Here is a 24,522-nt window from a genome sequence, read left to right on the forward strand (position 1 = left end):
GCGGCATGGCACCGCGCGCCCCGGCGTCCCCCAGCCCCTGGGTGACGGACGTCGTGCTCGCGCTGGCGACGGCGCTGGTCATCGCGGTCGTCATCGCGGCGGACACCGAGGGCGTGGGCAGCACCGGCCCGGCCGCCTACCTCTTCGCGGTGGGCCTCGGGGCGCTCGTTCTGCTGCGGCGCCGTGCCCCGCGCGCGATGCTCGTCGCGACGTTCCTCGGCGTGTGCACGTACTACGCGCTGGGCTTCGCGCCGATCGGCATGGTGCTGCCCGCCGTCGCCGCCCTGTACTCCGCGGCCGAGCGGGGGCGCACGGGCTGGGCCGTCGGGACGGGCGGCGTCCTCGTCGCCGTCGCCACCTACTTCCGGGCGGTGGACGACGACCCCAGCGCCTACCTCACCGCGTACGACCTGGTGACGAACATCGCGCTGACGGCCGCCGCCGTCGCGCTCGGGGCCGCCGTCCGGCTGGCGCGCGAGGCGCGGGCACGCACCGACGAGGTCCGTGCCCTCACCGCCGCCGAGGAGGCGCACGCCGCGGCCGAGCGCCTGCAGGCCGAGCGCCTGCGGATCGCCCGCGACCTGCACGACACGCTGGGGCACACGCTGTCGGTGGTCTCGCTGCACGCCGGCGTCGCGGCCGAGGCCGTGGGGCGCGACGACGACGCGGCGCGCGGCGCGCTCGACCAGGTGCGCGCCGCGGCGTCGGGCACGCTCGACGAGCTGCGGGCGACCGTGCGGATCCTGCGCGCCGACGTGGCGGGCTCGGGCCCGGCGGGCCCGCGCGGGGCGACCGGCCTGTCCGGGATCGACGCGCTGGTCCGCCCGGCGCGCGAGGCGGGCCTCGACGTCGACGTCGCGCTCGACGTGCCGGACGGGCTGCCCGCCGCCGTCGACGCCGCGGCGTTCCGGGTGGTGCAGGAGTCGCTGACGAACGTGCTGCGGCACGCAGGCGCCCGCCGGGCGCGGGTGTCCGCCGGCGTGGCCGGCGACCGGCTCCACGTGTCCGTCTCCGACGACGGGCGCGGCTCCGCGGGCGCCCCCGCCGGCGCCGGGATCGCCGGCATGCGCGAGCGGGTCGGGCTGCTCGGCGGCACGCTCACCGCCCGCGATGCGCCCGGCGGCGGGTTCGCCGTCGCTGCCGACCTCCCGGCGACGCCCGGCTGACGCCTCCGGTCAGCGCGGCAGTTCGGGATCTGGGCGGCAGCCCGGACTGCCGCCCAGATCCCGAAGTGCCGACGCGATCGGCGCCGAGCCGCCAGACTGGGGACCCATGATCCGGATCGTGCTGGTCGACGACCAGGAGCTGGTGCGCGCGGGGCTGCGGCCGCTGGCCGAGCTGGACGGCGACATCACCGTCGTCGGGGAGGCCGCCGATGGGCGCACCGGGCTGTCCCGCGTGCGCGTGCTGCGCCCCGACGTCGTGCTCATGGACGTCCGCATGCCCGCCCTGGACGGCATCGAGGCGACGCGCGCGATCGTCGCCGACGAGACCCTGCGCGACGTCCGCGTGCTGGTGCTGACCACGTTCGACGACGACGAGGACGTCGTCGAGGCGATCCGCGCGGGCGCCTCGGGGTACCTGCTCAAGGACGTCTCCCCGACCGACCTGCGGGACGCGGTCCGCACGGTCGCGGCCGGCGGTTCCCTGCTGTCGCCCGCCGTCACTGCGGCCGTGATGCAGGCCGCCGCCAGGGGCCCCCGCCCGCCGGACGACGGCCGGATCGGCACGCTGACCGAGCGGGAGCGCGAGGTGCTGGAGCAGGTCGGGCGGGGGCTCACCAACGACGAGATCGCGCGGGCGCTGTACCTGAGCCCGGCCACCGCGCGCACCTACGTGAGCCGCCTGCTCACCAAGCTCGACGCCCGCGACCGGGCGGCGCTGGTGGTGCTCGCCTACGAGACGGGCCTGGTGCGGCCCGGCGGCTGACTGCCCGGCGGCGGAGCCCACTCAGACGAGGCCGAGCTCCCGCGCCCGGACGCCGGCCTGGAACCGCGACTCCGCTCCGAGTGCGGCCATCAGCTCCGCCACCCGACGGCGATAGGTGCGCACTCCGAGTCCCAGCCGACGGGCCGCGGTCTCATCCTTGCAGCCCTGCACCAGCAGGTCCAGCACCTGCGGCGCCAGCTGGCGGAGCTCGGCCGTCCGCGCGTCGTAGACGGCGAGGTCGGTCGCCGACCGCCACACCGCCTCGAACAGCGACGTGACGCCCTGCACCGTCTCCGGCTGGGTGACGACGCTGTAGCTGCGCCGCCCGGCGTGGACGTCCCCGGCCAGGATCGCCACCCGCCGGTCGAAGAGGATCGTCTCGTTCAGCTCGTCGGGCGTGATGCGGATCTGCGCGCCGTGCACCTCCTGCACGCGCACCAGACCCTGCGCCGACGCCGGGTCGAGGAGGACGCCTGGCCGGTAGACCTTCCGGACGCGGACGTCGTCGCGGCGCGTCCGGGCCAGCTCGTCGAGGTCGGCCGACCCGTGCGTCAGCGTCCAGGTGCCGAGGTCGTTCGCCGCGCAGCTGATCTCCGTCGCCGTGGCGAACAGGGACGCCGTGCGGGCGAGCAGCTCCTCGTCGCCGCGCACGATCGTGACGGTCTCACCGGTCTGCACAGCCACCATTCTGCTCCGCGTGGCAGGGCCCTGCCAGCGTCGGCAACAAGCTGCCACCGTGGTGGCCGCGCGCGCCGCCCGTCCGATGCTGGCGGCATGACCACGAACACCACGACCTCCGCCACGACCCTCGACGCCGGCGCCGCCGGCACCTGGCAGCTCGGCGACCGCACGGTGAACCGCCTCGGCTTCGGCGCGATGCGGCTCATCGGCCGGCTCGGCGACCCCGTCCCCCAGGACCGCGCCGCCTCGATCGCCGTCCTGCGCCGTGCCGTCGAGCTCGGCGTGAACCACATCGACACCGCCGCCTTCTACTTCTTCCCGACCCGCTCGGCGAACGAGCTGATCGGCGCGGCCCTGCAGCCCTACCCGGACGACCTGGTGATCACCACCAAGATCGGCGCCAGCCAGTCCCGCGACGGGCAGTTCGAGCCGTACGCCCGCCCCGACCAGCTCCGCAGCCACGTCGAGGAGAACATCCGGCAGCTCGGCCTCGACCACCTGGACGTCGTCAACCTGCGCTGGGGCACCGGCCTGGAGCGCGAGCCCGGCTCCGTCGCCGAGCACGTCGGGGCGCTCGCCGAGCTGCGCGACGCCGGCCTGGTGCGGCACGTCGGCGTCTCCAACGTGCTGCCGGAGCAGCTCGAGGAGGCGGTCGGGATCACGCCCGTCGTGTGCGTGCAGAACCGGTACGGCCTCACCGACCGGGCCGACGACGGGCTGCTGGAGCGGTGCGGCGAGCTCGGTATCGCGTTCGTCCCGTTCTTCTCGATGGGCGCGGCCGTCCCCGGCGCCGTGCCGGGCGGCACCGCCGACGACACGGGCGGCGACGTCGTCGCCGAGGTCGCTGCCGCCCACGACGCGACGCCCTCCCAGGTGCGCCTGGCCTGGACGCTGCACCGGCGGCCGCACGTGCTGGCGATCCCCGGCACCGGCAGCCTGGAGCACCTGGAGCAGAACGTCGCCGCGGGCGCGCTGCGCCTGACGGACGACGACCTGGCGCGGCTCGACGCCATCGCGCCGCCCGCCTGACCCCCGGGTCGGCAATTCGTCCCCGGGTCGGCAGACATGTGTGCCGACCCGGGGACGGACTGCCGACCCGACGACCATTCCGTGAGTACACGGGATCATGTACCGTCGGCCCCATGGAGACGGTGACGCTCACCCACACGGAGGCGCTCGCGCGGATCGCGCACGCGCTCGGCGACCCGACGCGCGCACGCATCCTGCTCGCCCTGCGGGAGCGTCCCGGCTACCCCGCCGACCTGGCCGACGCCCTCGGGGTCTCCCGCCAGGTGATGTCGAACCAGCTCGCCTGCCTGCGCGGCTGCGGACTCGTGACGACGCGCCGCGACGGCCGCCGCACCGAGTACCGGCTCGCCGACCCGCACCTCGCGCACGCGCTCGGCGATCTGCTGCGCCTCACGCTCGTCGTCGACCCCGACTGCTGCGGCCCCGACTGCACGTGCGCCACCGGCCCGTCCGACGGCGCCTCGCCCGCGCACGCCGGTGCGGACGACGAGACGGACGCGGCATGAGCACGGACGGCACCCGCGTCCCCGCGGCCGGCACGACGGAGACCCTCACCCGCCGGGGCCTGCGCCTGGCCCGGCTCACCATCGGCTACAACGTCGTCGAGGGCGTGGTGGCGATCGCCGCCGGTGCCGCCGCCGGCCTCGTCTCGGTCGTCGGCTTCGGCATCGACTCCGGCATCGAGACGGTCGCGGCCGTGCTCGTCGCGCTGCGGCTGTCCGCCCGGCTGCGCCGCGGCGTCGGGCCCGACGCCGAGCCCGACGAGCGCGAGCTGCGCCGCGAGCGCCGCGCCCTGCGCCTGGTCGCGACGACGTTCTTCCTGCTCGCGGCCTGGGTGACGGTCGAGGGCGTCCGTGCGCTGGTCACGGGCGAGACCCCGGACACCTCCCCCGTGGGGATCGCGGTGCTGGCCGCGTCGCTGGTCGTGATGCCGGTGCTCGCGGCGGCCAAGACTCGCGTGGGGCGGGCGCTGCGCGACCCGCTCGTCCTCGCCGACGCCGCCGAGACCCGCGTGTGCGTGCTGCTGTCGGTCTCCACGCTGCTCGGGCTGGTGGCGTTCCAGCTGACCGGAGCCGCGTGGATCGACCCGGTCGCCGGCTTCGTCGTCGCCGGGTTCGCGATCCACGAGGGCCGCGAGGCGTGGGAGGGCGAGCTGGTGCACGACCACGATGGCGAGCACGAGCACTCCCACGCCCACCACGAGCACGGCGCCGGGCGGTGACCGTGGGCCACGACCACTCGCACGCGCACGGGGCGGCCGACCACCGCGGCCGGCTCGCGGCCGCGTTCGGCATCAGCGCGGCGATCCTGCTGGTCCAGCTCGCCGGCGCGGTCCTCACCGGCAGCCTCGCCCTGCTGGTGGACACCGTGCACATGCTCACCGACGTCGGCGGGCTGGGCCTGGCGCTGTTCGCCGCGCACCTGTCGCTGCGGCCGCCGTCCCCGCGGCGCACGTGGGGCCTGCGGCGCGCGGAGGTGCTGGCGGCGCTGGCGCAGGCCGCGATCCTGCTGGTCGTCGGCGTGTACGTGCTGGTCCAGACGGTGCTGCGGCTGCTCGACCCGCCGGAGATCCCGTCGACGGAGCTCGTCGTCTTCGGCGTGGTCGGCCTGGCAGGGAACGTCGTCGCGCTGGCCGTCCTGGCCGGCGGGCGCGGCGCGAGCCTCAACCTGCGCGCGGCGTTCCTCGAGGTGCTCAACGACGCGCTCGGCTCGGTGGGCGTCATCGTGGCGGCGATCGTGATCGCGACGACCGGGTGGCAGCGCGCGGACGCCGTCGCCGCGCTGCTCATCGGCGCGCTCATCCTGCCGCGCGCCCTGAAGCTGCTGCGCGAGGCCGGCGCGGTGCTGCTGGAGTCGACGCCTCCGGGCCTGGATCTGGGCGAGGTGCGCACGCACCTGATGCGCGTGGAGCACGTGCGGGAGGTGCACGACGTGCACGCCTCGCTGATCGCCACGGGTCTGCCGGTGCTCTCGGCGCACGTCGTGGTCGACTCCGGGTGCTTCACGGACGGGCACGCGGGGCGCATCCTCGACGAGCTGCAGGCGTGCGTGGCCGAGCACTTCGACGTGGAGCACTCCACGTTCCAGGTGGAGCCGGACACGCACCCCGAGCACGAGCACCCCACCCACGACTGACCGTGAGGATCGCGTTCGCAGTCTGATCGTTGAGATTCCGCGGTATACAAGAAGTCTTGTAGGACTGGCGGCGCGCCTCTAGCGTCGACGGCATGGAACCGATCGAGGCGATCACGGCCGTCCACCACCCGGTGCGCCGCCGTATCCACGACTACCTGGTGCTCCACGGGGCGACCCAGGTGACGACGCTGGCCACGTCGCTGGGGCGGCAGGTGGGCAGCGTGAGCCACCACCTGCGGATGCTGGAGCGGGCGGGCGTCGTCGAGCGCGCCGAGGACCCCACCGGGGACCGGCGCACGAGCTGGTGGCGGACCTCCGGCCGGGGCCTGAGCTGGTCCACGGAGGACTTCGCCGACTCCCCCGCCGACGCGCTGCTCGCGCGGGAGGCGGAGCGCGTGAACATCGAGATGCAGCTCGGTCGGCTGCGCGCCTGGCACCGCCGCTCCACCCCCATGCCCGAGTGGACCCGCGCGGCGTTCAGCATGGACACGCTCGCGTGGGCCACTCCCGAGGAGCTGGCCGCACTGTCGACGGCGCTGCTCGAGGCGTTCCAGGCCTGGCAGGCCGGTGTCGACACCGACGACGGCGCCGAGCGCCGCCCGGTCTTCGTGTTCGCCCACGGCTTCCCCACGGCGCCATGACCGCCGGGACCACGAGCCCGACCCAGCCCGTCCTGCTGAGGGAACCACCACGGTTCTCGCGCGACCGCGTCGTCCAGGCCTGGATCGGTGTCAAGGCGCTGTCCGACGCCGGCGACGCGATCTGGACGATCGCGCTGGCGTGGACGGCCGTGCAGGTCGCCAGCCCCGCGGTCGCGGGCGTGGTGGTCGCGGCGGGCACCGTGCCGCGCGCCCTCGTGCTGCTGTTCGGCGGGGTGCTGGCCGACCGGGCGGACGCGCGGCGCGTGATGATCCTGTTCAACGCGCTGCGGGTCGGCGTCCTGGTGGGTGTGGCGCTGTGGGTGCTGGCGGCACCGCCGACCGTGCTGCTGCTCGCTCTCGCCGCGGTCGCGTTCGGCGTGTGCGACGCCTTCTTCGAGCCGTCGGCGAGCACGATCGGGCGCCGGCTCGTGCGCACCGAGGACCTGCCGTCGTACAGCGCGGTGTCGCAGACGGCGTCACGCCTGGCCACGATGGGCGGCGCCGCGGTCGGCGGCGTGCTCGTCGCAGGCTCGGGGCTGGGCGGGAGCGCGTCGGCGAACGCGCTCACCTTCGCGCTCGTGATCGCGTTCGTCGCGATCTGGCTGCGGCCGCGGTTCGCGCTCCCCCGCGCCGAGAAGGAGTCCCCGTGGCGCGGGATCCGGCGCGGCGTCACCCACCTGCGCGGCACGCCGACGACCCGCACGCTCGTGCTCGCCCTCTCGGGCCTCAACCTCGCCGTCGGGCCCGCGGTCGGCATCGGGATCGCGCTGCGCGCCCACGGCGCGGGGTGGGGCGCCGAGGCGGTAGGGGCGCTGGAGGCCTGCATCGGGCTGGGCGCCGCCCTCGGGGCGCTGTCGGTCACCCGGTGGCGGCCCCGGCGCGAGGCGCGCGCCGGGTTCGCGGCCCTGGTGGTGCAGGGCGTGGCGATCGTCGCCCTCGGCCTCGGGCCGCTCGCGTCCGCGATCGCGGCCTGCCTGGTCGTCGGCGTCACCGCGGGCTACGCGTCGGCGCTGCTCAGCGCGACGTTCGCCGGGACGGTCGACCCCGCGTACCTGGGTCGGATGGCGTCGATCACGCGCCTCGGCGACGACGTCCTCATGCCGCTGGCGATGGCGGCGTTCGGCGCCCTGGCCTCCGTGGCGCCGCTCTGGGTGCCGTTCGCCCTGTACGGCGGGGCGATGGCGGCGCTGATGACGGTGCCGTTGCGACGGCGCCTCTTCCGGGAGCTGTCGTTGCGCGGCTGACGCGCGGTAGTGCCTCCCGCGCTCCGGTCGTGCCCCGCGGGGACGACCGCGGCACGGGAGGCACTACCTCGTGGCGGCGACCGGGCCGCCGGGGGGTGGGGCCGTCGAGGCGCGGACGACCAGGGACGTCGCGAGCTCGGTGCGCAGGGTGTGCCCGCTGTCCGTGCGGGCCCGGTGCACCAGGTCGACGGCGGTCGCGCCCATCGCGGCGAGCGGCTGGCGCACCGTCGTGAGCGCGGGGTCGATCCACGGAGCCACGGGCAGGTCGTCGAAGCCGACGAGCGAGATCTCGTCCGGCACGGGCACCCCGGCCTCGCGGAACGCGTGCAGGGCGCCGAGCGCGGTGTCGTCGCTGCTCGCGAAGACGGCGGTGGGCGGGTCGTCGAGGGCCATCAGCCGCTGGGCGCCCTCGTAGCCGGAGTTCACGCCGTACCGGCCGACGTGCACCAGTTCGTCGTCGACGGCCGCCCCCGCCTGGATGAGGGCGGCGCGGTAGCCCGCGAGGCGGGCGAGGGCGTTGTCCTGGTCGAGCGCCCCGGTGATGGTCGCGATGCGGCGGTGCCCGAGCGACAGCAGGTGCGCCGTCGCCTCGAGGCCGCCCTGGAAGTTCGTGGCGCCGACGCTGAGCATGCCCTCGGGCGGCCGCTGGCGCGGGTCGACGACGACGAGCGGGGTGCCGGTGTCCTCCAGGGACCGGCGCGCGGCGGCGTCGGGAACGGACACGACGCTGACGAGGCCGTCGGTGCCGCGGTCGAGGGCGTGGCGCACCCAGGCGCTGCAGTCGTCGGGGTCGGGCTCCACCGACAGGACGACGTCGAGGCCGAGCCGGCGCGCCCCGGTGACCGCGCCGCGGACGACGGCCTCCGACCAGGTGCCCTCGAAGTCGACGATGCGCACGTCGAGGAGGCCTGTGGGCTTGCGCCGCGCGGGACCGACCACGAACCCGTGGCGCTCCAGGACGGCCGCGACCCGGGCCCGCGTCGCGCCCGCGACGTCGGGGCGGGCGTTGAGCACCTTCGAGACGGTGGGGACGGAGACCTCGGCCTCGGCCGCCACGACGGCGAGCGGGATGTCCGGGCGGTCCGACGGCGGCGTCACGCGGTGCTCCTTGGTCGACGGGGTTTCTGAAAACGAGATCGTAGCGGAGAGAAGGCCGATGCGTTGACACACCCCCTCTCGCCCTCTACTCTCCCGGAAGCTTTTCGAGGCCGTGCTTCGAAATTTCGGGATCACCAAGGGAGTGGATCGTGATGAGAACACCTCGCACCGTCGGCGCGGTGACGGCGTCGACGCTCACGCTGGCCCTCGCGCTCACGGCGTGCGGACGCAGCGACGACGGCGGCGGCGCCGGCGAGGCCGAGCCCGCCGGCAGCATCTCCGAGGGCCCCGCGACCGGCACGGTCGAGATCTGGGCGATGGGCACCGAGGGCGAGCGCCTCCCGGAGCTCGCCGAGCAGTTCGAGGCCGACAACCCCGACGTCACCGTGGAGGTCACGCCTGTGCCGTGGGAGTCCTCCACGGAGAAGATCAACACCGCGATCGCCACGGGCGAGGTCCCCGACCTCGTGCAGGTCGGCACCACCCTGATGAGCAGCTTCGTGGAGCTCGGCGGCCTCGCGCCCACCCCCGAGGACGTCGACTCCGGCGCGTTCTTCCCCGGTGCCTGGGACACGACGGTCGTCGACGGCACCTCCTACGGCGTGCCCTGGTACGTGGAGACCCGCGTGCTCTACTACCGCACCGACCTGGCCGAGAAGGCCGGCGTGGACACCCCGCAGACCTGGGACGAGCTCAAGGAGTTCGCGGCGGGCATGCAGGACGCCGGCGCCGACCACGGCATCGCCCTGCAGACCGACGGCGACGGCACCAACATCATGTACTCGCCGTTCTACTGGCAGGCCGGCGGCGACTACATGAGCGACGACGGCACCGAGTTCACCCTCGACAACGACGCCCAGGTCGAGGCACTCGACTACTACGCGTCGTTCATGGCCGAGGGCCTCGCCCCGCAGCGGCTCGTCGAGGACGAGAAGATCCAGGACTTCATCGACGGCGAGCTCGGCTCGTACGTGTCGGGGCCGTGGGACCGTGCCAACCTGCTCGCCACCGCCGGCGACGACTTCGCCTCGAAGTTCGACGTGACGCCGCTGCCCGCCGACGAGACCTCCGCGTCGTTCATCGGCGGCTCCAACCTGGCCGTCCTCGCAGACGCCGAGAACCCGGACGCGGCCTGGAAGTTCGTCCAGTTCGCCACCGACCCCGCCGTCCAGGTGGACTGGTTCGAGATCTCCAGCGACCTGCCCGCGGTCCAGGCGTCGTGGGACGACCCCGCGCTGGCCGACGACGAGTCGCTCGCCGTGTACGGCGATGTGCTCGAGACCGCGCGATCGACGCCCGCCGTCCCGACGTGGGGCGAGATCGACCACGAGCTCAACCTGATCATCGAGCAGGTCGTCGCCGGCAACGTCACGCCTCAGGACGCGGCGGCGCAGATGCAGGACGCAGCCACCTCGATCGGCACGGGGCTGGACTGAGCCGTGGCCGCCACCGTCGAGACCCGTCCGCCCGGCCTCCGCGCCGCGCGGGGCCGCGCGCCGGAGAACGCGCGGCGGCGCCGGCGCGGCCTGGCCGCGTGGGGCTTCGCCCTGCCCTTCACACTGCTGTTCGCGGTGTTCATGCTCGTCCCGGTGGCGTCGTCGCTCTACATGGCGTTCACCGACATGCGGGGCGCCGACCTCAAGACGCCGTTCGCGGTGAACTTCGTCGGCCTCGACAACTTCGCGGCGGCCCTGACCGACCCGAAGTTCCTGCAGGCGGCCGGCAACACGCTCTACTTCGTGGGCGTGGCGATGCCGCTGACGCTCGCGATCGCGCTGCTCCTCGCGGCGCTGCTCAACTCGGGCCTCGTGTGGTTCCGGTCCGTGTTCCGGGTCGGCTTCTACGCGCCCGTCGTGACGTCGATCGTCGCCGTCGCCGTCGTGTGGCGGTTCCTGCTGCAGCCCGACTTCGGCCTGGTGAACTCGCTGCTCGGGGTGATCGGCGTCGAGGGGCCCCGGTGGCTCACCGACCCCACGTGGGCGATGCCGGCCCTGATCGTCATGGCGACCTGGCGCAACGTCGGCTTCTCCATGGTGATCCTCCTGGCCGGGCTGCAGGGCATCCCCCGCGACCTGTACGAGGCGTCCGCGCTCGACGGCGCCGGGGCCGTGCGCACCTTCCGCTCCGTCACCGTGCCGCTGCTGCGGCCCACGCTGCTGTTCTGCGCCGTCATCACCGGCATCGGCTACCTGCAGTTCTTCGAGGAGCCGTTCGTCATGACGCAGGGCGGCCCGCTCGGCGCGACCAACTCCGTGGCCTACGAGATCTTCAACCAGTTCGGCTTCGGCAACTACGGGCTCTCCGCCGCGATGAGCTACATCCTGTTCGTCGCGATCGTCATCCTGTCCTTCCTCCAGTTCCGCCTGCTGCGGCCCAAGAGCTGATGGCCCCCTCGACGGCCCAGCGGCGAAAGGAGCTCCCATGACGACGACGTCCCTGCCGGTCGCCTCGACCGGTGCGACACCCCCGGGCGAGGCGCCCCGCCCGGACCGCCGGCGGCGGCTGACACCGCGCGCGATCGTGCTCAACGTCGCGCTGCTCGTCGGTCTCGTCGCCTCGTTCGGCCCGCTGCTGTGGATGCTCGTGTCCTCGGTGAAGCCCGAGGGCGAGATCCGGCAGTTCCCGCCCACGCTGCTGCCCGAGCAGTGGACGACGGCGAACTACACCGAGCTGTTCGCCTCGCTCGACTTCCCCCGGTTCTTCCTCAACTCGGTCGTCGTGGCCCTGGCGGTCACGGTGGGCGCGGTCCTGTTCAGCGCGATGGTCGGGTACGCGCTGGCGAAGATCGACTTCCCGGGGCGGCGCCTGCTCTTCGCCCTGGTGATGGCCACGCTCATGGTGCCCGGCATGGTCACGTTCGTGCCGTTGTTCGTGCTCGTGGCCAACCTCGATCTCATCAACACGTACGCGGCGCTGATCCTGCCGTTCCTCGCCGCGCCCTTCGGCGTGTTCCTCATGCGCCAGTTCATGCTCGACGTGCCCGACGAGCTGCTCGACGCCGCCCGCGTCGACGGGGCCGGGGAGTTCCGCACGTTCTTCCGCATCGTGCTCCCGCAGGCCAAGCCCGCGCTCGCGACGCTCGGCATCCTGACCTTCCTCGGGTCCTGGAACAACTTCCTGTGGCCCCTGGTCGCCGTGCAGTCCGCCGACATGTACACGCTGCCGGTCGCGCTCGCCCTGTACTCCACCGGGCAGAACACCGTGCAGTACGGCCTGCTGGTCGCCGGCGCCACCGTCATCGTGCTGCCGATCCTCGTCGTCTTCCTCTTCCTGCAGCGCCACATCGTCCAGGGCGTGGCGACCACGGGCATCAAGTAGCCCGCGGCCGCCCCTCGGCCCGACCCGCACCGTCCCGCAAGGAGCTCTTCCGTGCCCGCACCGCTCACCCTGCCCACCGGCCCCGGCTTCCTCTGGGGCGCCTCGACCGCCGCCCACCAGATCGAGGGCGGCAACGTCAACAGCGACTGGTGGGCGAAGGAGCACGTCCCCGGCACGCTGTGCGCGGACAGCTCGGGCGACGCCGTCGACAGCTACCACCGCTACCCCGAGGACGTCCGCCTGCTCGCCGACGCGGGGCTCAACGCCTACCGGTTCTCCGTCGAGTGGGCGCGCATCGAGCCTGCCGAGGGCGAGGTCTCGCGGGCGCAGCTCGCGCACTACCGGCGCATGATCGACGCCTGCCTGGCCGCGGGCGTCACGCCGATGGTCACGCTGCTGCACTTCACGCTGCCGCGCTGGTTCGCCGAGCGGGGCGGCTGGCTCGCGCCCGACGCCGTCGACACCTACCTGCGGTACGTCGAGACCGTCGCGCCGATCCTCGACGACGTGCGGCACGTCGTGACGATCAACGAGCCCAACATCACCTCGATGATGCTGGGCGCGAGCCGCCGCACGAACCTCGACGCCGCCGGGCTGGCCGCGCCCGACCAGGAGGCGTCCGACGTCCAGGCCCGCGCCCACCGCGGCGCCGTCGAGATCCTGCGAGGGCTCGGCCACCGGGCCGGGTGGACGGTCGCCAACCAGGTGTTCCAGGCCGCGCCGGGCGCCGACGAGGCCCGCGACGCCTACGCCTACCCGCGCGAGGACTTCTTCCTCGAGGTGTCGCGCGACGACGACTTCGTCGGCGTGCAGAGCTACCTGCGCACGATCATCGGGCCCGACGGCGAGCCGGTGCCGTTCGGCGACGACGTCGAGCGCACCCTCACCGGCTGGGAGTACTACCCGCAGGCGCTCGGCGAGGCGCTGGAGTACACCCACCGGATCACGGGCGGCGTGCCGATGATCGTCACCGAGAACGGCATGGCGACCGCCGACGACTCCCGCCGCATCGACTACACGCGCGAGGCGCTGGCCGGCATGGCCCGCGCGATGGAGCGCGGGTGCCGCGTGGACGGCTACCTGCACTGGTCGCTGCTCGACAACTACGAGTGGATGAGCGGCTTCCGCCCCACGTTCGGCCTGGTCGCCGTCGACCGCACCACCTTCGAGCGCACGCCCAAGCCCAGCCTCGCTTGGCTGGGCGACGTCGCCCGGACGGGCAAGCTTCCCGCCGTGTGACCCGACGCCCCATGGCACGGCCCTGTACGCCCCACCGCGAACCGTAGTAGTTTGTATGACATGGCGGTGATCCTCCCGGACTGGCGGCACGCAGACGTGCATGTGCGCGACCGCCGAGGCCGGACGGACCGACCGCGAGAGACGGACATCGATCCGGAGTGGGCGAACGAGGCGTACTGCGACCCTGAGGCGGTGTGGTTCACACCGGACCCCAAGGGGAGGAAGGGGATGTCGAACCGCACCATCGGATGGTCCGAGACCGCCGGGTTCGTCATCACCGTCATCACGGTCCCCGATCCCGACGGCTCGGGCTTCGTGTGGGGCGCGAGCGCGTGGCGCTCGAACCCGACCGACGTGGCCGTGTACGAGAGCAGAGAGTACTGAGAGCAGACCAAGGGGCATCCGATGAGTGACGACGTGCGCGACCTGATCAAGGAGGTTGCCGCCGAGGCAGAGAGGACTCGCCACGAGCCGATGCCTCCCGGTGCCGCAGGCCATCGCCCGAACAGCGAGGCCACTCGGCCACGCGTCCTTTCCGTCCGGCTGACCGGTGAGCAGTACGACAGGCTGGCAGTGGCGGCAGAGCACCAGGCGGTACCCGTCTCGACGCTCGCGCGCATGCTGATCGTGCAGGGTGTGGAGGGCGCCGTACATGCACCCGTGCTGGACCGGCCCGTCCTGTCGCCGGAGCAGTTCGAAGTGTTGCTGAGCCACCTGCCGGATGAGGTGTCCAGCGCTCTGGGAGCGGCCCTCCGGCGCAATGTGAAGCCGGAGTTCCTGCAGACGGCCTAGGGCCAGCAGCCGGGACCGCGCGCCGCGAAGTCCTCGTCCGAGACACCGCACCGAGCTTCGGCCAGCCTGTCCTTGCTGGCGGCAACGGTCGGCGGGTGCTGTGCTGGTGCCATGACCACCCGCACGGACACGAGCCAGGACCGCGGACACGTCGACGAGCCGCACGCCGGCGGCGGGCTCGCCCAACGGCTCAACTGGCTGCGCGCGGGCGTGCTGGGCGCGAACGACGGCATCGTGTCGGTGGCGGCTGTCGTCGTCGGCGTGGCCGCGGCGACGCCGTCCCGTACGGCAGTGCTGGTCGCCGGCGTCGCCGCCCTCGTCGGCGGCGCGATCTCCATGGCCCTCGGCGAGTACGTGTCGGTCTCCAGCCAGTCCGACAGCGAGAAGGCGCTCATCGACCTGGAGAAGCACGAGCTCGCGACGATGCCCGAGGAGGAGTTCGACGAGCTCGTCGGCCTCTACCGCGACAAGGGCCTGTCGGACGAGACGGCGCGGCAGGTCGCCACCGAGCTCACCGAGAGCGACGCGCTGGGCGCCCACCTGTCCGCGGAGCTCAACATCGACCCGGACGACGTGGTGAGCCCGTGGCACGCCGCGTGGGCGTCGCTGCTGGCGTTCCTCACCGGCGGCGTCCTGCCGCTGCTCGCCGTGCTGTTCATCCCCGAGCCGCTCAAGGTCGCCGGCACGATCGTGGTCGTGCTCGCCGCCCTGGGCGCCGCGGGGGCGATCGCCGCGTGGATCGGCGGCTCCGCCCGGTCGCGCTCCGTCGTCCGCGTGGTCGTGGGCGGGGCGCTCGCCCTCGGCGCGACGTTCGGCATCGGCTCCCTGCTGGGGACGACGGGCGTCGTCTGACGACGACCCAGACCCGGCTGCGGCGCCCTTGCGCCCCGGCACCTCGCCGGAGCAGGATCCGACCGTGCCCGAGCTCCCGAACGTCCTCCTGTTCCTCACCGACGACCACGGCGCCTGGGCGACCGGTTGCTACGGCAACGCCGAGGTCCGCTCGCCGCGCATCGACGGCCTCGCCGAGGACGGCGTCCGGTTCGACCGGGCGTTCACGCCGTCCCCGGTGTGCTCCCCGGCGCGCGCCAGCCTGCTCACCGGCCGCACGCCGTCGCAGGTCGGCATCCACGACTGGCTGCAGGAGGCGGAGCCGGAGATCGCCGACCGCGACTGGCTCGACGGCGAGGCCACGCTGCCCGAGCTGCTCTCGGAGGCCGGGTACCACTGCGCCCTGGCCGGGAAGTGGCACCTCGGCCGCTCGCACGAGGTGCCGCGCGGGTTCGACCGGTGCTTCGGCCTGCCCGGCGGCCAGGGCACGCACGACGGCGAGTACACCTACCACCTCGACGGCGACCCGGTGACGCTGACCGGCAACAAGACCCGCATCATCACCGACCACGCGCTGCGGTTCCTCGACGAGGCCCCGGCCGACCGGCCGTTCTTCCTCACCGTCGGGTACATCGCCACCCACAGCCCGTGGGCGGGCCAGGACCCGGAGCTCGTCGCGCTGTACGACGACGCGACGTGGGCGGACGTCTGGCGCCCCGGCCGCCACCCCTGGGCGAAGGACGAGGGGTTCGCGTCGGGCGAGGCCTCGGCAGCCGAGCGGACCGAGGCCGCGGACCGCGAGCGGTGGGCGAACTACTACGCCGCCGTCACCGACATCGACCGCGGCGTGGGCCGCGTCGTCGACCGGCTGGCGGCGCTGGGCCGCCTCGACGACACCCTGGTGATCTACACCAGCGACCACGGGCTCACGCTCGGGCAGCACGGATTCTGGGGCAAGGGCAACAGCACCCGCCCGCTCAGCATGTACGACACCAGCCTCCGGGTCCCCCTGCTCGTGCGTCCGCCGCACGCGCCCGAGGGGCGCCGGGTCGACGCCTGCGTGGACCACTACGACACGTTCGCCACGATCTGCGACTACGCCGGGATCGTCCCCGACCCCGGGCGCGCCTGCCCGGGCCGCACCTTCCGGCCCGCGATCGAGGGCCGGGCCGACGAGGCCTGGGACGACACCCGTTACGGGGAGTACGGCGACCTGCGGATGATCCGCACGCCGCGCTGGAAGCTCGTGTGCCGCTACGGCCACGGCCCCGACGAGCTGTTCGACCTGGTCGCCGACCCCCGGGAGGAGCACGACGTCATCGGGCGCGCCGGCAACGCCGCCGTCGTCGCGGACCTGCGCCGCCGTCTCGACGCCTTCTACGCCGTCCACCGCCGCCCGGAGGCCGACGGTCTGCGGGTGGCGTCCCTCCCCCGGCACAACGGCGCCGAGGCCTGGCGCGACGGGATCAGGGAGACGCGGTTCCCGCAGGCGGCGCAGCCCCTCGGGTGACGCCGTCCCCTCAGCCGGGCACGGGCGCGGCGGCGCGCACGTCGCGGGGCACCGGCTGGCTCGGGTGCGGGGCGTCCCCGACGGCGGCCTGCGCCCGCCACAGCGCGGCCTCGAGCCGGTGCCGCACCTCGGCGTACGCGGGGTCGTCGGCCACGTTGCGCAGCTCGTCGGGGTCGGCCTCGGTGTCGAACAGCTCCCACTCGCCACCGAACCGCTGCCACCCGGTGCCGGGCAGCCCGAGCCCGTCGTTGTAGTAGTAGACGAGCTTGTACCGGGCGTCGCGGTACCCGTAGTGCGCCGGCGCGTGGTGCACGCCGTCGTGGTGCTCCCAGTACCGGTAGTAGAAGCCCTCGGGGGGCGGCTCGGGCGCCTCGCCGCCGACCAGGTCGGGCCAGAAGGAGCGCCCCTGCATCCCCGGGTGCGGCTCGACCCCGGCGGCGTCGAGGATGGTGCGCGCCAGGTCCACGTTGGTGACGATCCCGTCGTGGCCGCCGCCCGCCGGCAGCCGCCGCGGGTAGCTCAGCAGGAACGGCATGCGGATCGACTCCTCGTACATGAACCGCTTGTCGAACCAGCCGTGGTCGCCCAGGAAGAAGCCCTGGTCCGAGGAGTACATGAGCAGCGTGTCGTCGAGATCGCCGCGCTCGCGCAGCCAGTCGGTCACCCGCCCCACGTTGTCGTCCACCGACGCCACGCAGCGCAGGTAGTCCTCCATGTACCGCTGGTACTTCCACAGGGCCAGCTCCTCGTAGCCCAGGCCCTCGGGCGGGTCGACCTTGAGGTCGTCGGCGGTGAGGTGGTCCGCGACGCGCATCGCGGCACGGCGGGACGACGACGTGCGGGTGGCGTAGTCGTCGGTGAACGTCTCCGGCACGGGGATCGGGTCGGTGTACATCCCCGCGTGCTTCTCGTCCGGCTCCCACGACCGGTGCGGCGCCTTGTGCCAGACGAGCAGGCACCACGGCGCGTCGCCGTCCTGCGCGTCGGCCCATCGCAGAGCCAGGTCGGTGATGACGTCCGTCGCGTACCCGGGCTCCGTCCGCTCGCCGTCGGCCGAGCGGAACGTCGGGTCGAAGTACTCCCCCTGGTCGAGGAGCACGTCCCAGTAGTCGAAGCCCTGCGGGTCGTGGCCCTCGCCGTGGCCCATGTGCCACTTGCCGACGACGGCAGTGCGGTACCCGGCGGCACGCAGCTGCGAGACGAACGTGGGCCGGCTCGCGTCCAGGTGCGTCGAGAGCGTCGTCACGCCGTTGACGTGCGAGTACGTACCCGTGAGGATCGACGCCCGGCTCGGCGTGCACAGCGAGTTGGTCACGTAGCACCGGTCCAGCCGGCGGCCGAGCGCGCCGATCTCGTCGATACGCGGGGTCGTGTTCACGACCGACCCGTAGGCGCCGATCGCGTGCGCGGCGTGGTCGTCGGTGAGGATCAGGACGATGTTCGGGCGTCGCATCAGGCGGGGGCTCCCGTCGGGGTGGTCGATTCGGTCGCGGTCGGCCCGGCGGGGACGGCACCGGCGCGCGCGGGGCGGGGGATGGCGTCCAGCAGGGAGCGCGTGTACGGGTGGCGCGCCTCGCGGACCACCTGCGCGGTGGGCCCCTGCTCGACGATCTCGCCGGAGCGCATCACCATGATGTCGTCGGCGAGCAGCCGGGCGCTGAGCAGGTCATGGGTGATGTACAGCATCGTCACGTCCTGCTCCCGCACCGTGTCGGCCAGGAGCTCGAGGATCTCCGCGCGGATCGACACGTCGAGCATGGAGATGGGCTCGTCGGCCACGAGCAGCCGCGGACGGGGCGCCATGGCCCGCGCCACGACGACGCGCTGGCGCTGCCCGCCCGAGAGCTGGTGCGGCAGCTTGTCCACGTAGGTCGCGGCGGGCGAGAGCCCCACCGACTCGAGCAGCTCGAGCACGCGCTGCCAGAGGGCGTCGCCCGTCAGGCCCAGGTAGTTCCGCAGCGGCCGGCCGAGGCTGTCGCCGACGGTCTTGGTGGGGTTGAGCGCCGCGAACGGGTCCTGGAACACCATCTGCACCCGGGAGCGGTACTCGCGCAGCGCGGCGCGACGCAGCGAGCCGGGATCGACGCCGTCCACCCGCAGGGTGCCCGACGTCGCCCGCTCGGTCCGTGTGAGGATCTTCGCGATCGTGGACTTGCCGGACCCGGACTGCCCCACGAGGGCGCGCACCTGGCCGGGCACGAGGGTGAACGACACCCCGCGCACCGCCTCGACGCGCTCCTTGCGCAGCCCGCGGCGCCGCTCGTACGTCTTGACCAGGTCCTCCACGACGACGAGGGGCTCGCGCCCCTCGGCCGAGGACGCGGCGCCGGACCACGCGGTCACCTCGGCGAACCGCGGCGTCTCGGGCACCGTGCCCGCCCCGAGCTCCGCCGCGCCGACGTCGGTGAACAGGTGGCAGCGCACCAGCGACGGGCCCGGACCGGCGGCCTCGGGGGCGTCGTCGAGCGTGGGCACGACGTCGTCGCACGCGGCCAGGCGGGACGGGCACCGGGGCGCGAACGGGCACCCCGGCGGCGGCTCCGTCAGCGCGGGTGGCCGGCCCGCGATGTACGCCACCGAGACGTGCTCGGCGCGCGGGTCGTCGAACGAGCCGAGCAGGCCGTGCGAGTACGGGTGCAGCGGGTTCGTGGCGAGCTCCGCGCTGGGCCGGCTCTCGACGACCTCGCCCGCGTACATCACCATGACGCGGTCGGCGATCTCCAGCACGGTGCCGAGGTCGTGGCTGATGAACAGCACGGTGAACCCCTGCTCGCGCTGGATGCGGCGCAGCAGCTCGACGATCGACCGCTGCACCAGCACGTCGAGGCCCGTCGTCGGCTCGTCGAGGAGCACGAACCGGGGACGCAGCAGCAGCGCGAGCGCGAGCACGACCCGCTGGCGCATCCCGCCCGACAGCTCGTGCGGGTACGACCGCATCACCCGGTCGGCGTCGAGCTCGACGTCGGCCAGCACCTCGCGGATCCGGGCGTGCCGGTCGCCGTCGACCCCCTCGCGCCAGCCGTGCGCGTCCATCGCGTCGTGGAACTGCTTGGCCACCCGCAGCACCGGGTTCAGCGCGTTCATCGACGACTGGAACACCGTCGCGATCTCGCGCCACCGCAGCCGGTTCACGTCGCGCTCGCTCAGTGCGTACAGGTCCTGGCCGTCGAACCGTACGCTGCCGCCCGCGTGGTGCGCCGGCCTGTCGAGCAGGTGCAGCAGCGCGTTCCCGAGCGTCGACTTGCCGCACCCGGACTCCCCCAGCAGGCCGACGAACTCGCCCTCGGCGATGCTGAACGACACGTCCCGCACGGCGTGGGACGGCGGCAGGTCGCGGGACCGGTAGTCGACGGACAGGTGCTCCACCTCGACGAGTGCCATCACTGCTCCCTCAGGTGCGGGTTGCTCAGCGCGTCGACCCCGAAGTTGATGAAGGTCAGCGCCGTGGTCAGCAGGGCGAGCAGGAGGCCGGGCACGACCAGGCGGGCGAAGCCCCCGGTCAGCAGCGCGCCGTCCTGGCTGGCCCAGTAGAGCATCGTGCCCCAGGAGATGGTCTCCGGGTCCCCGATGCCGATGAACGCGAGCCCCGCCTCGGCGCCGATCGCGCCGCCGACGGCCCCGATGAATCCGACGACGATGAGCGACGTCATGTTGGGCGCGATCTCGCGGAAGATGATGCGGAAGATGCCGTCGCCCGCCTGCCGGGCGCCCTGGATGTACTCCCGGTTGCGCAGGGTGAGGATCTGCGCCCGCTTGTTGCGGGCGCCGCCCGCCCAGCCGGTGATGCCGATGACCACGATGACCATCCACACCCCGCCCCCGCCGGGCATGTACGCCGCCAGGGTGACCATCAGCGGCAGGGTCGGCACCACGAGCACGAGGTTCGTGAAGAAGGAGAGCACCTCGTCCGCGAACCCGCCCAGGTAGCCGGCGGTCATGCCGATCGCCAGGGCGATGAGGGTCGAGATGGTCCCGGCCACCAGACCCACGAGCAGCGACGTCCGGGCGCCCCAGATCGCCTGCGACGCGACGTCGAACCCGCGGCCCGTGGTGCCGAACCAGTGCTCCGCCGACGGCGGCAGGCCGGGCGCGAACCCGCCGTCGCGCGGGTCGTACGGCGCCAGCCAGGGCGCGAACGCCGCCATGAGCAGGAACAGCGCCAGCAGCACCATCCCGAACCGGGCCTTCTTGTTGCGCCACAGGATGACGAACCACCGCGGCGTGCGCAGCAGCCGGGGGCGGCGGGCGGTGACGGCCGGAGGCCCGTCGAGTGTCACGGCACTCATGCCGTCTCCTTCCGTCGGGCGCGCGGGTCCAGCAGGCCGTAGAGCATGTCGGCCGCGAGGTTGGCCACCAGGACGCCCACCGTGGAGAACAGGAAGATCGTCTGCATGAGCGGGAAGTCCTTGTTGCCGACCGCCTCGAGGAGCAGGCGCCCCATGCCCGGGTAGTTGAAGACCTGCTCCACGAGCGCCGTGCCGCCGACCAGGCCGCCGAGCGCGAGCGCGAAGCCGGTGATGTTCGGCAGGATCGCGACACGGGCGCCGTAGCTCACGGCGAGCACCCGGGCCGGCAGGCCCTTGGCGCGGCCGAACCGCGTGAAGTCCTCACCCAGGGACGCCACCATGTTGTTGCGCATGCCGAGCATCCAGCCGATGGGGCCGGTGATCATGATCGCGGCCGCCGGCAGCAGGAAGTGCTGCCACGCGTCCACGAAGAACTCCGGCGAGGGCCCCGGCTCGACCGCCCCCGAGTAGCCGCCCGACGACGGCAGCCAGCCGAGCGTGATCGCGAAGACGTAGATGAGCAGCAGCGCGAGCCAGAAGAACGGCAGGGTGCCCAGGAAGCTCGACCCCACCGTGACCACGGCGTCGAAGCCGGTGTTGCGCCGCCACGCCACCCACGCCCCGAGCAGCGTGCCGATGACGAACGAGAGCACGAGCGTGGTCCCGAGCAGCACGATCGTCCACGGCAGCGCGTCGCCGATGACGTCCGTGACGCTGTAGGGGAAGTAGGTGTACGAGACGCCGAAGTTCCCGGAGGCGATGTTCCCCAGGTAGTCGACGTACTGCGACCACAGGGACGCGTCTGGCACGCCGAGCATGGCGCGGACCGCCTCGAGCTGGGCCGGGTCGACGTAGCCGTCCTTGGCGGCGACCTGCTCGAGGATCGCCTGGGCCGGGTCGCCCGCGGACATCCGCGGGATGAGGAAATTGAGGGTGACGGCGCCCCACAGGGTCAGGACGAAGAACCCGATGCGCCGCGCGAAGTAGGTCATGGTGCTCCCACCGGGTCGGCGTCAGTCCTCGGCCGGGACCAGGGACGTGTAGATGAGGCGGTTGTTGTCCGAGCCCGCGTAGGGGTCCTCGGCGCTCGGCCAGCCGGTCGCGTGCTTCGTGTTGTACTCGAACCACTTGCCTCCGTACCAGAGCGGGACGAACGGCACCTGGTCGACCATGATCTGCTGCAGCTCGTGGACGATCGGCTTCTGCGCCTCGACGTCCTCGGTGACCTCCAGCTCCTCGAGCAGCGCGTCGGTCCGCGCGTCGCGCCAGCGCACCTCGTTCGTCGACGCCTTCTTCCCGACGGGCGCCGTGTTCTCGGACGCGAGCGGCTCGGCGAAGCTCTGGTACATCGAGCACAGCCCGCCGCGCACGCCGAACGCCATGTCGAACGTCCCGGTGAGGCGGTTCTGCTCGACGGTCGGATAGTCCGGGGTGTCGACGTCGACGGCGATGCCGAGCTCCGCGAAGTCGTCCTTGACCGAGTCGGCCGCCGCGGTCCAGTCGGACCATCCTTGGGGCGTGGTGAAGGTGAACGCCAACGGCTCGCCGTCCTTGCCCAGGCGCTTGCCGTCCGCGTCCAGCTCGTAGCCCGCGGCCGTCAGCGCGTCGGCGGCCGTCTCGGGGTCGTAGGCCACCATGCCCTCGTCGGGGATGGACGGGTCGAGCCAGTCCTCCTGTCCGGGCAGCACGAGCAGCGTCTGGCTCGCGGGCTCCACGTAGCCGTAGCCGGCCTCCTCGGTGAGGCGCTCCTTGTCCACCGCCTGGGCGATCGCGCGGCGGAACTCGACGTCGTCGAACGGCGCCTCGGTGAGGTTCATGTACAGGGAGATCGGCGACCCCGACGCGAACCAGTACTTGTTGTGCTCCGGGTCCTTCGCCACGTACGAGTCCTCGATGTCGGGGACGAACATCGAGTTGTGGTCGTACTCGCCGCGGGCGAGCCGGAGCTGGTCCACCTGCCCCTCGGCCGCCTTGGTGAAGCGCAGCTCGTCGACCTTGACCTTGTCCGCCTGCCAGTAGTCGGGGTTCGCCTCGACGGTGAACTGCTGCGGGTTGAGGGACTTCACCGTGAACATCCCCGTGCCGACGGCTTCCTCGGCGGTGTAGGTGGCGGGGTCGTCGACGCCTGCCCACACGTGCTCGGGCACGATCGTCGTCTCGATGATCTTGTCCTTGATGGCGTACGCGGGACCGTCGAACGTCAGCACCACCTCGGTGTCCGACGTCGCCTCGGCGCTCGTCAGCCGCACGCCCACGCCCTTGGTGTCGAGCGCGGGGTTCTTCTTGAGCAGGGTGAACGTGAAGGCGACGTCCTCGGCGGTGAAGGCCTCGCCGTCGTTCCAGGTGACGCCCTCACGCGTCGTCAGCCGCATCTCCGTGGGGCTCGTCCACTCGTACTCCGTCGCGAGCTGCGGCACCTCGCTGCAGTCGTACTTGTTCACCTCGAACAGCGGGTCGTAGATCGTCCACAGCGGGCCGATCGCCGTCGTGGAGAACGGGTTGTAGTTCGGCTTGGGGTTGGAGGCGTTGGAGAAGTTCCCCAGGTTGAGGTACGCGATCCGGCCGTCGTCGGTGGTCCGGCTCTCGCCGGCGCTTCCTCCCTGGTCGGCGGTCGAGCAACCGGTGAGCAGCAGCGCGGCCGCTCCGGCGCACGCGATGAGCCGGGTGGCCGCACGGCGGCCGGCGGTGGTGTGAATCATGAACAACCTTCCTCGTCGAAGACTGCCGCGGCGTGCGTCAGACGGCGCAGCCGCAGGACTCGCGGATCACGGTCCGGGTCTCCAGGACCCGGTCGTCGGGGGGCAGCGGGACGGCGGGAGCCGCCCCGTCGCGGGTCGGCTCCAGCGCGATCCGCGCGGCCGTGGCACCCAGCTCGAAGGTCGGCTGGTGCACGGTGGTGAGGGTGGGGGAGGCGAGGCCGGCGAGCGAGTTGTCGTCGAAGCCGACGATCGCCATCTCCCCCGGGATGGAGCGGCCGAGGCCGGGCAGCGTCGCCAGGACCCCGAACGCGAGCTCGTCGTTCGCGCAGACCAGCGCGTCGGGCAGGTCGCCCTCGGCGTCGAGCTCCCGTGCCGCGATGGCCCCGTACTTGGCCTCGAAGCCGAACCGGAGCGGGGCGCCGGCCTCGGTGAGGCCGTGGTCCTCGAGGGCTGCGCGGAAGCCGTGGTAGCGGGCCGTCGGGTCGGGTGAGCCGTCGGGGGCCCCGAGGAACCGGAGCCGCCGGTGCCCGTGGACCTCGACGAGATGGGAGGTGACCTCCCGGCTGCCGGCGTGGCCGTCGGTCCGCACGGTCGCAAGGTGGTCGGACGTGCCGGCGACCAGGACCACCGGCATCGACTGCGCGATCTCCGCCAGCAGCGCCTGGTCGACGGTGCCGCCCTGCACCACGAGCGCGTCGGTGCGCTGGGCGAGCTGGGTGACGGCCTGGGCGGCGTCGGGCCGGAAGTGGGTGCCGAGCACGTTGACCGCGATCCCGGCGGCGACCGCGACGGACTCGACGCCCTGGACGAGCTCGGCGAAGTACGGACCGCCGAGGCCGGGGAGCACGATCCCGAGCGTGTGGTGGCGCTGGTAGGCCAGGGAGAGACCGAGCGCGGACGGCGTGTAGCCGAGGGCGTCGATGCTCTGCTGCACCCGCTCGCGCGTGGCGGGCGCCACCTTGGGGTCGTCCCGGGTGACGCGCGAGACGGTGGCGACGGACACGCCGGCGTGCCGGGCGATGTCGCGGACGGTGGGCCTGCCCGAGCTGGCCATGAATCACTCCCTCGTCGTCGAGGCCGGTGGATGTA

The 24,522-nt window shown here is 73.2% G+C and carries 24 protein-coding genes; 16 read left to right on the forward strand and 8 right to left on the reverse strand.

The annotated features are described in order from the left end of the window. Positions 1–5: 5 nt before the first annotated feature. Positions 6–1,166, forward strand: a complete 1,161-nt coding sequence (locus tag EYB28_RS00485) for a sensor histidine kinase (RefSeq protein WP_166843923.1) — start codon at positions 6–8, stop codon at positions 1,164–1,166. A gap of 106 nt (positions 1,167–1,272) precedes the next feature. Next, a complete protein-coding gene (locus EYB28_RS00490) occupies positions 1,273–1,929 on the forward strand; it encodes a response regulator transcription factor (protein WP_166843925.1) in 657 nt (218 codons plus the stop codon). Positions 1,930–1,950: 21 nt separating this feature from the next. Here the strand turns inward: EYB28_RS00490 and EYB28_RS00495 are convergent, their stop codons facing one another. Continuing rightward, a complete protein-coding gene (locus tag EYB28_RS00495; RefSeq protein ID WP_205710799.1) occupies positions 1,951–2,607 on the reverse strand; it encodes a response regulator transcription factor in 657 nt (218 codons plus the stop codon). A 96-nt stretch (positions 2,608–2,703) separates the two neighbouring features. Between EYB28_RS00495 and EYB28_RS00500 the strand changes: the two genes are divergently transcribed. The 6 genes from EYB28_RS00500 to EYB28_RS00525 all read left to right on the forward strand — a co-directional run bounded on the left by EYB28_RS00500 (position 2,704) and on the right by EYB28_RS00525 (position 7,660). Next, the gene (locus EYB28_RS00500) at positions 2,704–3,639 is read left to right on the forward strand and encodes an oxidoreductase (RefSeq protein WP_166843929.1); all 936 of its coding nucleotides are present in this window, start codon (positions 2,704–2,706) and stop codon (positions 3,637–3,639) included. Between the two features lie 113 nt (positions 3,640–3,752). Continuing rightward, positions 3,753–4,145, forward strand: coding sequence for a helix-turn-helix transcriptional regulator (locus EYB28_RS00505; RefSeq protein ID WP_166843931.1), 393 nt, complete (start codon positions 3,753–3,755; stop codon positions 4,143–4,145). Beyond that, positions 4,142–4,861, forward strand: a complete 720-nt coding sequence (locus tag EYB28_RS00510; RefSeq protein WP_166843933.1) for a cation diffusion facilitator family transporter — start codon at positions 4,142–4,144, stop codon at positions 4,859–4,861. Before EYB28_RS00505 ends, EYB28_RS00510 begins: the two co-directional genes overlap by 4 nt. Positions 4,862–4,863: 2 nt before the next feature. Next, positions 4,864–5,775, forward strand: a complete 912-nt coding sequence (locus tag EYB28_RS00515; protein ID WP_166851436.1) for a cation diffusion facilitator family transporter — start codon at positions 4,864–4,866, stop codon at positions 5,773–5,775. A gap of 92 nt (positions 5,776–5,867) precedes the next feature. Further along, positions 5,868–6,416, forward strand: coding sequence for a winged helix-turn-helix domain-containing protein (locus tag EYB28_RS00520; protein ID WP_166843935.1), 549 nt, complete (start codon positions 5,868–5,870; stop codon positions 6,414–6,416). Beyond that, the gene (locus EYB28_RS00525; RefSeq protein ID WP_166843937.1) at positions 6,413–7,660 is read left to right on the forward strand and encodes an MFS transporter; all 1,248 of its coding nucleotides are present in this window, start codon (positions 6,413–6,415) and stop codon (positions 7,658–7,660) included. Before EYB28_RS00520 ends, EYB28_RS00525 begins: the two co-directional genes overlap by 4 nt. Positions 7,661–7,723: 63 nt before the next feature. Here EYB28_RS00525 and EYB28_RS00530 read toward each other — a convergent pair whose 3' ends face one another. After that, positions 7,724–8,758, reverse strand: coding sequence for a LacI family DNA-binding transcriptional regulator (locus EYB28_RS00530; RefSeq protein WP_166843939.1), 1,035 nt, complete (start codon positions 8,756–8,758; stop codon positions 7,724–7,726). A gap of 152 nt (positions 8,759–8,910) precedes the next feature. Here EYB28_RS00530 and EYB28_RS00535 point away from each other — a divergent pair, with 152 nt between their 5' ends. The 8 genes from EYB28_RS00535 (at position 8,911) to EYB28_RS00570 (ending at position 16,448) form a co-directional block, all read left to right on the forward strand. Beyond that, the gene (locus EYB28_RS00535; RefSeq protein ID WP_166851438.1) at positions 8,911–10,194 is read left to right on the forward strand and encodes an extracellular solute-binding protein; all 1,284 of its coding nucleotides are present in this window, start codon (positions 8,911–8,913) and stop codon (positions 10,192–10,194) included. 3 nt (positions 10,195–10,197) lie between these two features. Further along, on the forward strand, positions 10,198–11,142 hold the full coding sequence (locus tag EYB28_RS00540) for a carbohydrate ABC transporter permease (protein WP_166843941.1): 945 nt from the start codon (positions 10,198–10,200) through the stop codon (positions 11,140–11,142). Between the two features lie 37 nt (positions 11,143–11,179). After that, positions 11,180–12,076, forward strand: a complete 897-nt coding sequence (locus EYB28_RS00545) for a carbohydrate ABC transporter permease (protein ID WP_166843943.1) — start codon at positions 11,180–11,182, stop codon at positions 12,074–12,076. 51 nt (positions 12,077–12,127) lie between these two features. Then, positions 12,128–13,315, forward strand: coding sequence for a glycoside hydrolase family 1 protein (locus tag EYB28_RS00550; RefSeq protein WP_166843945.1), 1,188 nt, complete (start codon positions 12,128–12,130; stop codon positions 13,313–13,315). A 60-nt stretch (positions 13,316–13,375) separates the two neighbouring features. After that, a complete protein-coding gene (locus EYB28_RS00555; protein WP_205710800.1) occupies positions 13,376–13,699 on the forward strand; it encodes a hypothetical protein in 324 nt (107 codons plus the stop codon). Positions 13,700–13,720: 21 nt separating this feature from the next. Beyond that, the gene (locus tag EYB28_RS00560; protein ID WP_166843946.1) at positions 13,721–14,107 is read left to right on the forward strand and encodes a hypothetical protein; all 387 of its coding nucleotides are present in this window, start codon (positions 13,721–13,723) and stop codon (positions 14,105–14,107) included. 111 nt (positions 14,108–14,218) lie between these two features. Continuing rightward, positions 14,219–14,959 carry a VIT family protein gene (locus EYB28_RS00565; protein WP_166843948.1) on the forward strand — a complete coding sequence of 247 codons (741 nt, stop codon included), beginning with the start codon at positions 14,219–14,221 and terminating at the stop codon, positions 14,957–14,959. 64 nt (positions 14,960–15,023) lie between these two features. Then, positions 15,024–16,448 (forward strand): sulfatase, encoded by a 1,425-nt coding sequence (locus EYB28_RS00570; RefSeq protein WP_166843950.1) that lies wholly within the window; start codon positions 15,024–15,026, stop codon positions 16,446–16,448. A gap of 10 nt (positions 16,449–16,458) precedes the next feature. Here EYB28_RS00570 and EYB28_RS00575 read toward each other — a convergent pair whose 3' ends face one another. The 6 genes from EYB28_RS00575 to EYB28_RS00600 are packed head-to-tail and all read right to left on the reverse strand — an operon-like array spanning position 16,459 to position 24,487. After that, the gene (locus EYB28_RS00575; protein ID WP_166843952.1) at positions 16,459–17,901 is read right to left on the reverse strand and encodes a sulfatase; all 1,443 of its coding nucleotides are present in this window, start codon (positions 17,899–17,901) and stop codon (positions 16,459–16,461) included. Continuing rightward, complete coding sequence (locus EYB28_RS00580) at positions 17,901–19,829, reverse strand: ABC transporter ATP-binding protein (RefSeq protein ID WP_166843954.1); 1,929 nt, start codon at positions 19,827–19,829, stop codon at positions 17,901–17,903. The genes EYB28_RS00575 and EYB28_RS00580 overlap by 1 nt, the downstream gene beginning before the upstream one ends. Continuing rightward, positions 19,829–20,734, reverse strand: a complete 906-nt coding sequence (locus EYB28_RS00585; RefSeq protein ID WP_166843956.1) for an ABC transporter permease — start codon at positions 20,732–20,734, stop codon at positions 19,829–19,831. The genes EYB28_RS00580 and EYB28_RS00585 overlap by 1 nt, the downstream gene beginning before the upstream one ends. Beyond that, complete coding sequence (locus EYB28_RS00590; RefSeq protein WP_166843958.1) at positions 20,731–21,726, reverse strand: ABC transporter permease; 996 nt, start codon at positions 21,724–21,726, stop codon at positions 20,731–20,733. The genes EYB28_RS00585 and EYB28_RS00590 overlap by 4 nt, the downstream gene beginning before the upstream one ends. Positions 21,727–21,747: 21 nt before the next feature. Then, positions 21,748–23,433, reverse strand: coding sequence for an ABC transporter substrate-binding protein (locus tag EYB28_RS00595; RefSeq protein WP_166843960.1), 1,686 nt, complete (start codon positions 23,431–23,433; stop codon positions 21,748–21,750). A gap of 37 nt (positions 23,434–23,470) precedes the next feature. Continuing rightward, positions 23,471–24,487 carry a LacI family DNA-binding transcriptional regulator gene (locus tag EYB28_RS00600; protein ID WP_166843962.1) on the reverse strand — a complete coding sequence of 339 codons (1,017 nt, stop codon included), beginning with the start codon at positions 24,485–24,487 and terminating at the stop codon, positions 23,471–23,473. Between the last annotated feature and the right edge of the window lie 35 nt (positions 24,488–24,522).

It is taken from the genome of Isoptericola sp. BMS4 (assembly GCF_011634835.1).
In the GTDB taxonomy this organism is placed as follows: domain Bacteria; phylum Actinomycetota; class Actinomycetes; order Actinomycetales; family Cellulomonadaceae; genus Isoptericola.

Coding starts and splice junctions, on each gene's coding strand:
- EYB28_RS00485 (WP_166843923.1), top strand. CDS start 6: ATGGCACCGCGCGCCCCGGCGTCCCCCAGCCCCTGGGTGACGGACGTC.
- EYB28_RS00490 (WP_166843925.1), top strand. CDS start 1,273: ATGATCCGGATCGTGCTGGTCGACGACCAGGAGCTGGTGCGCGCGGGG.
- EYB28_RS00500 (WP_166843929.1), top strand. CDS start 2,704: ATGACCACGAACACCACGACCTCCGCCACGACCCTCGACGCCGGCGCC.
- EYB28_RS00505 (WP_166843931.1), top strand. CDS start 3,753: ATGGAGACGGTGACGCTCACCCACACGGAGGCGCTCGCGCGGATCGCG.
- EYB28_RS00510 (WP_166843933.1), top strand. CDS start 4,142: ATGAGCACGGACGGCACCCGCGTCCCCGCGGCCGGCACGACGGAGACC.
- EYB28_RS00520 (WP_166843935.1), top strand. CDS start 5,868: ATGGAACCGATCGAGGCGATCACGGCCGTCCACCACCCGGTGCGCCGC.
- EYB28_RS00525 (WP_166843937.1), top strand. CDS start 6,413: ATGACCGCCGGGACCACGAGCCCGACCCAGCCCGTCCTGCTGAGGGAA.
- EYB28_RS00535 (WP_166851438.1), top strand. CDS start 8,911: ATGAGAACACCTCGCACCGTCGGCGCGGTGACGGCGTCGACGCTCACG.
- EYB28_RS00545 (WP_166843943.1), top strand. CDS start 11,180: ATGACGACGACGTCCCTGCCGGTCGCCTCGACCGGTGCGACACCCCCG.
- EYB28_RS00555 (WP_205710800.1), top strand. CDS start 13,376: ATGGCGGTGATCCTCCCGGACTGGCGGCACGCAGACGTGCATGTGCGC.
- EYB28_RS00560 (WP_166843946.1), top strand. CDS start 13,721: ATGAGTGACGACGTGCGCGACCTGATCAAGGAGGTTGCCGCCGAGGCA.
- EYB28_RS00565 (WP_166843948.1), top strand. CDS start 14,219: ATGACCACCCGCACGGACACGAGCCAGGACCGCGGACACGTCGACGAG.
- EYB28_RS00575 (WP_166843952.1), bottom strand. CDS start 17,901: ATGCGACGCCCGAACATCGTCCTGATCCTCACCGACGACCACGCCGCG.
- EYB28_RS00580 (WP_166843954.1), bottom strand. CDS start 19,829: ATGGCACTCGTCGAGGTGGAGCACCTGTCCGTCGACTACCGGTCCCGC.
- EYB28_RS00585 (WP_166843956.1), bottom strand. CDS start 20,734: ATGAGTGCCGTGACACTCGACGGGCCTCCGGCCGTCACCGCCCGCCGC.
- EYB28_RS00590 (WP_166843958.1), bottom strand. CDS start 21,726: ATGACCTACTTCGCGCGGCGCATCGGGTTCTTCGTCCTGACCCTGTGG.
- EYB28_RS00595 (WP_166843960.1), bottom strand. CDS start 23,433: ATGATTCACACCACCGCCGGCCGCCGTGCGGCCACCCGGCTCATCGCG.
- EYB28_RS00600 (WP_166843962.1), bottom strand. CDS start 24,487: ATGGCCAGCTCGGGCAGGCCCACCGTCCGCGACATCGCCCGGCACGCC.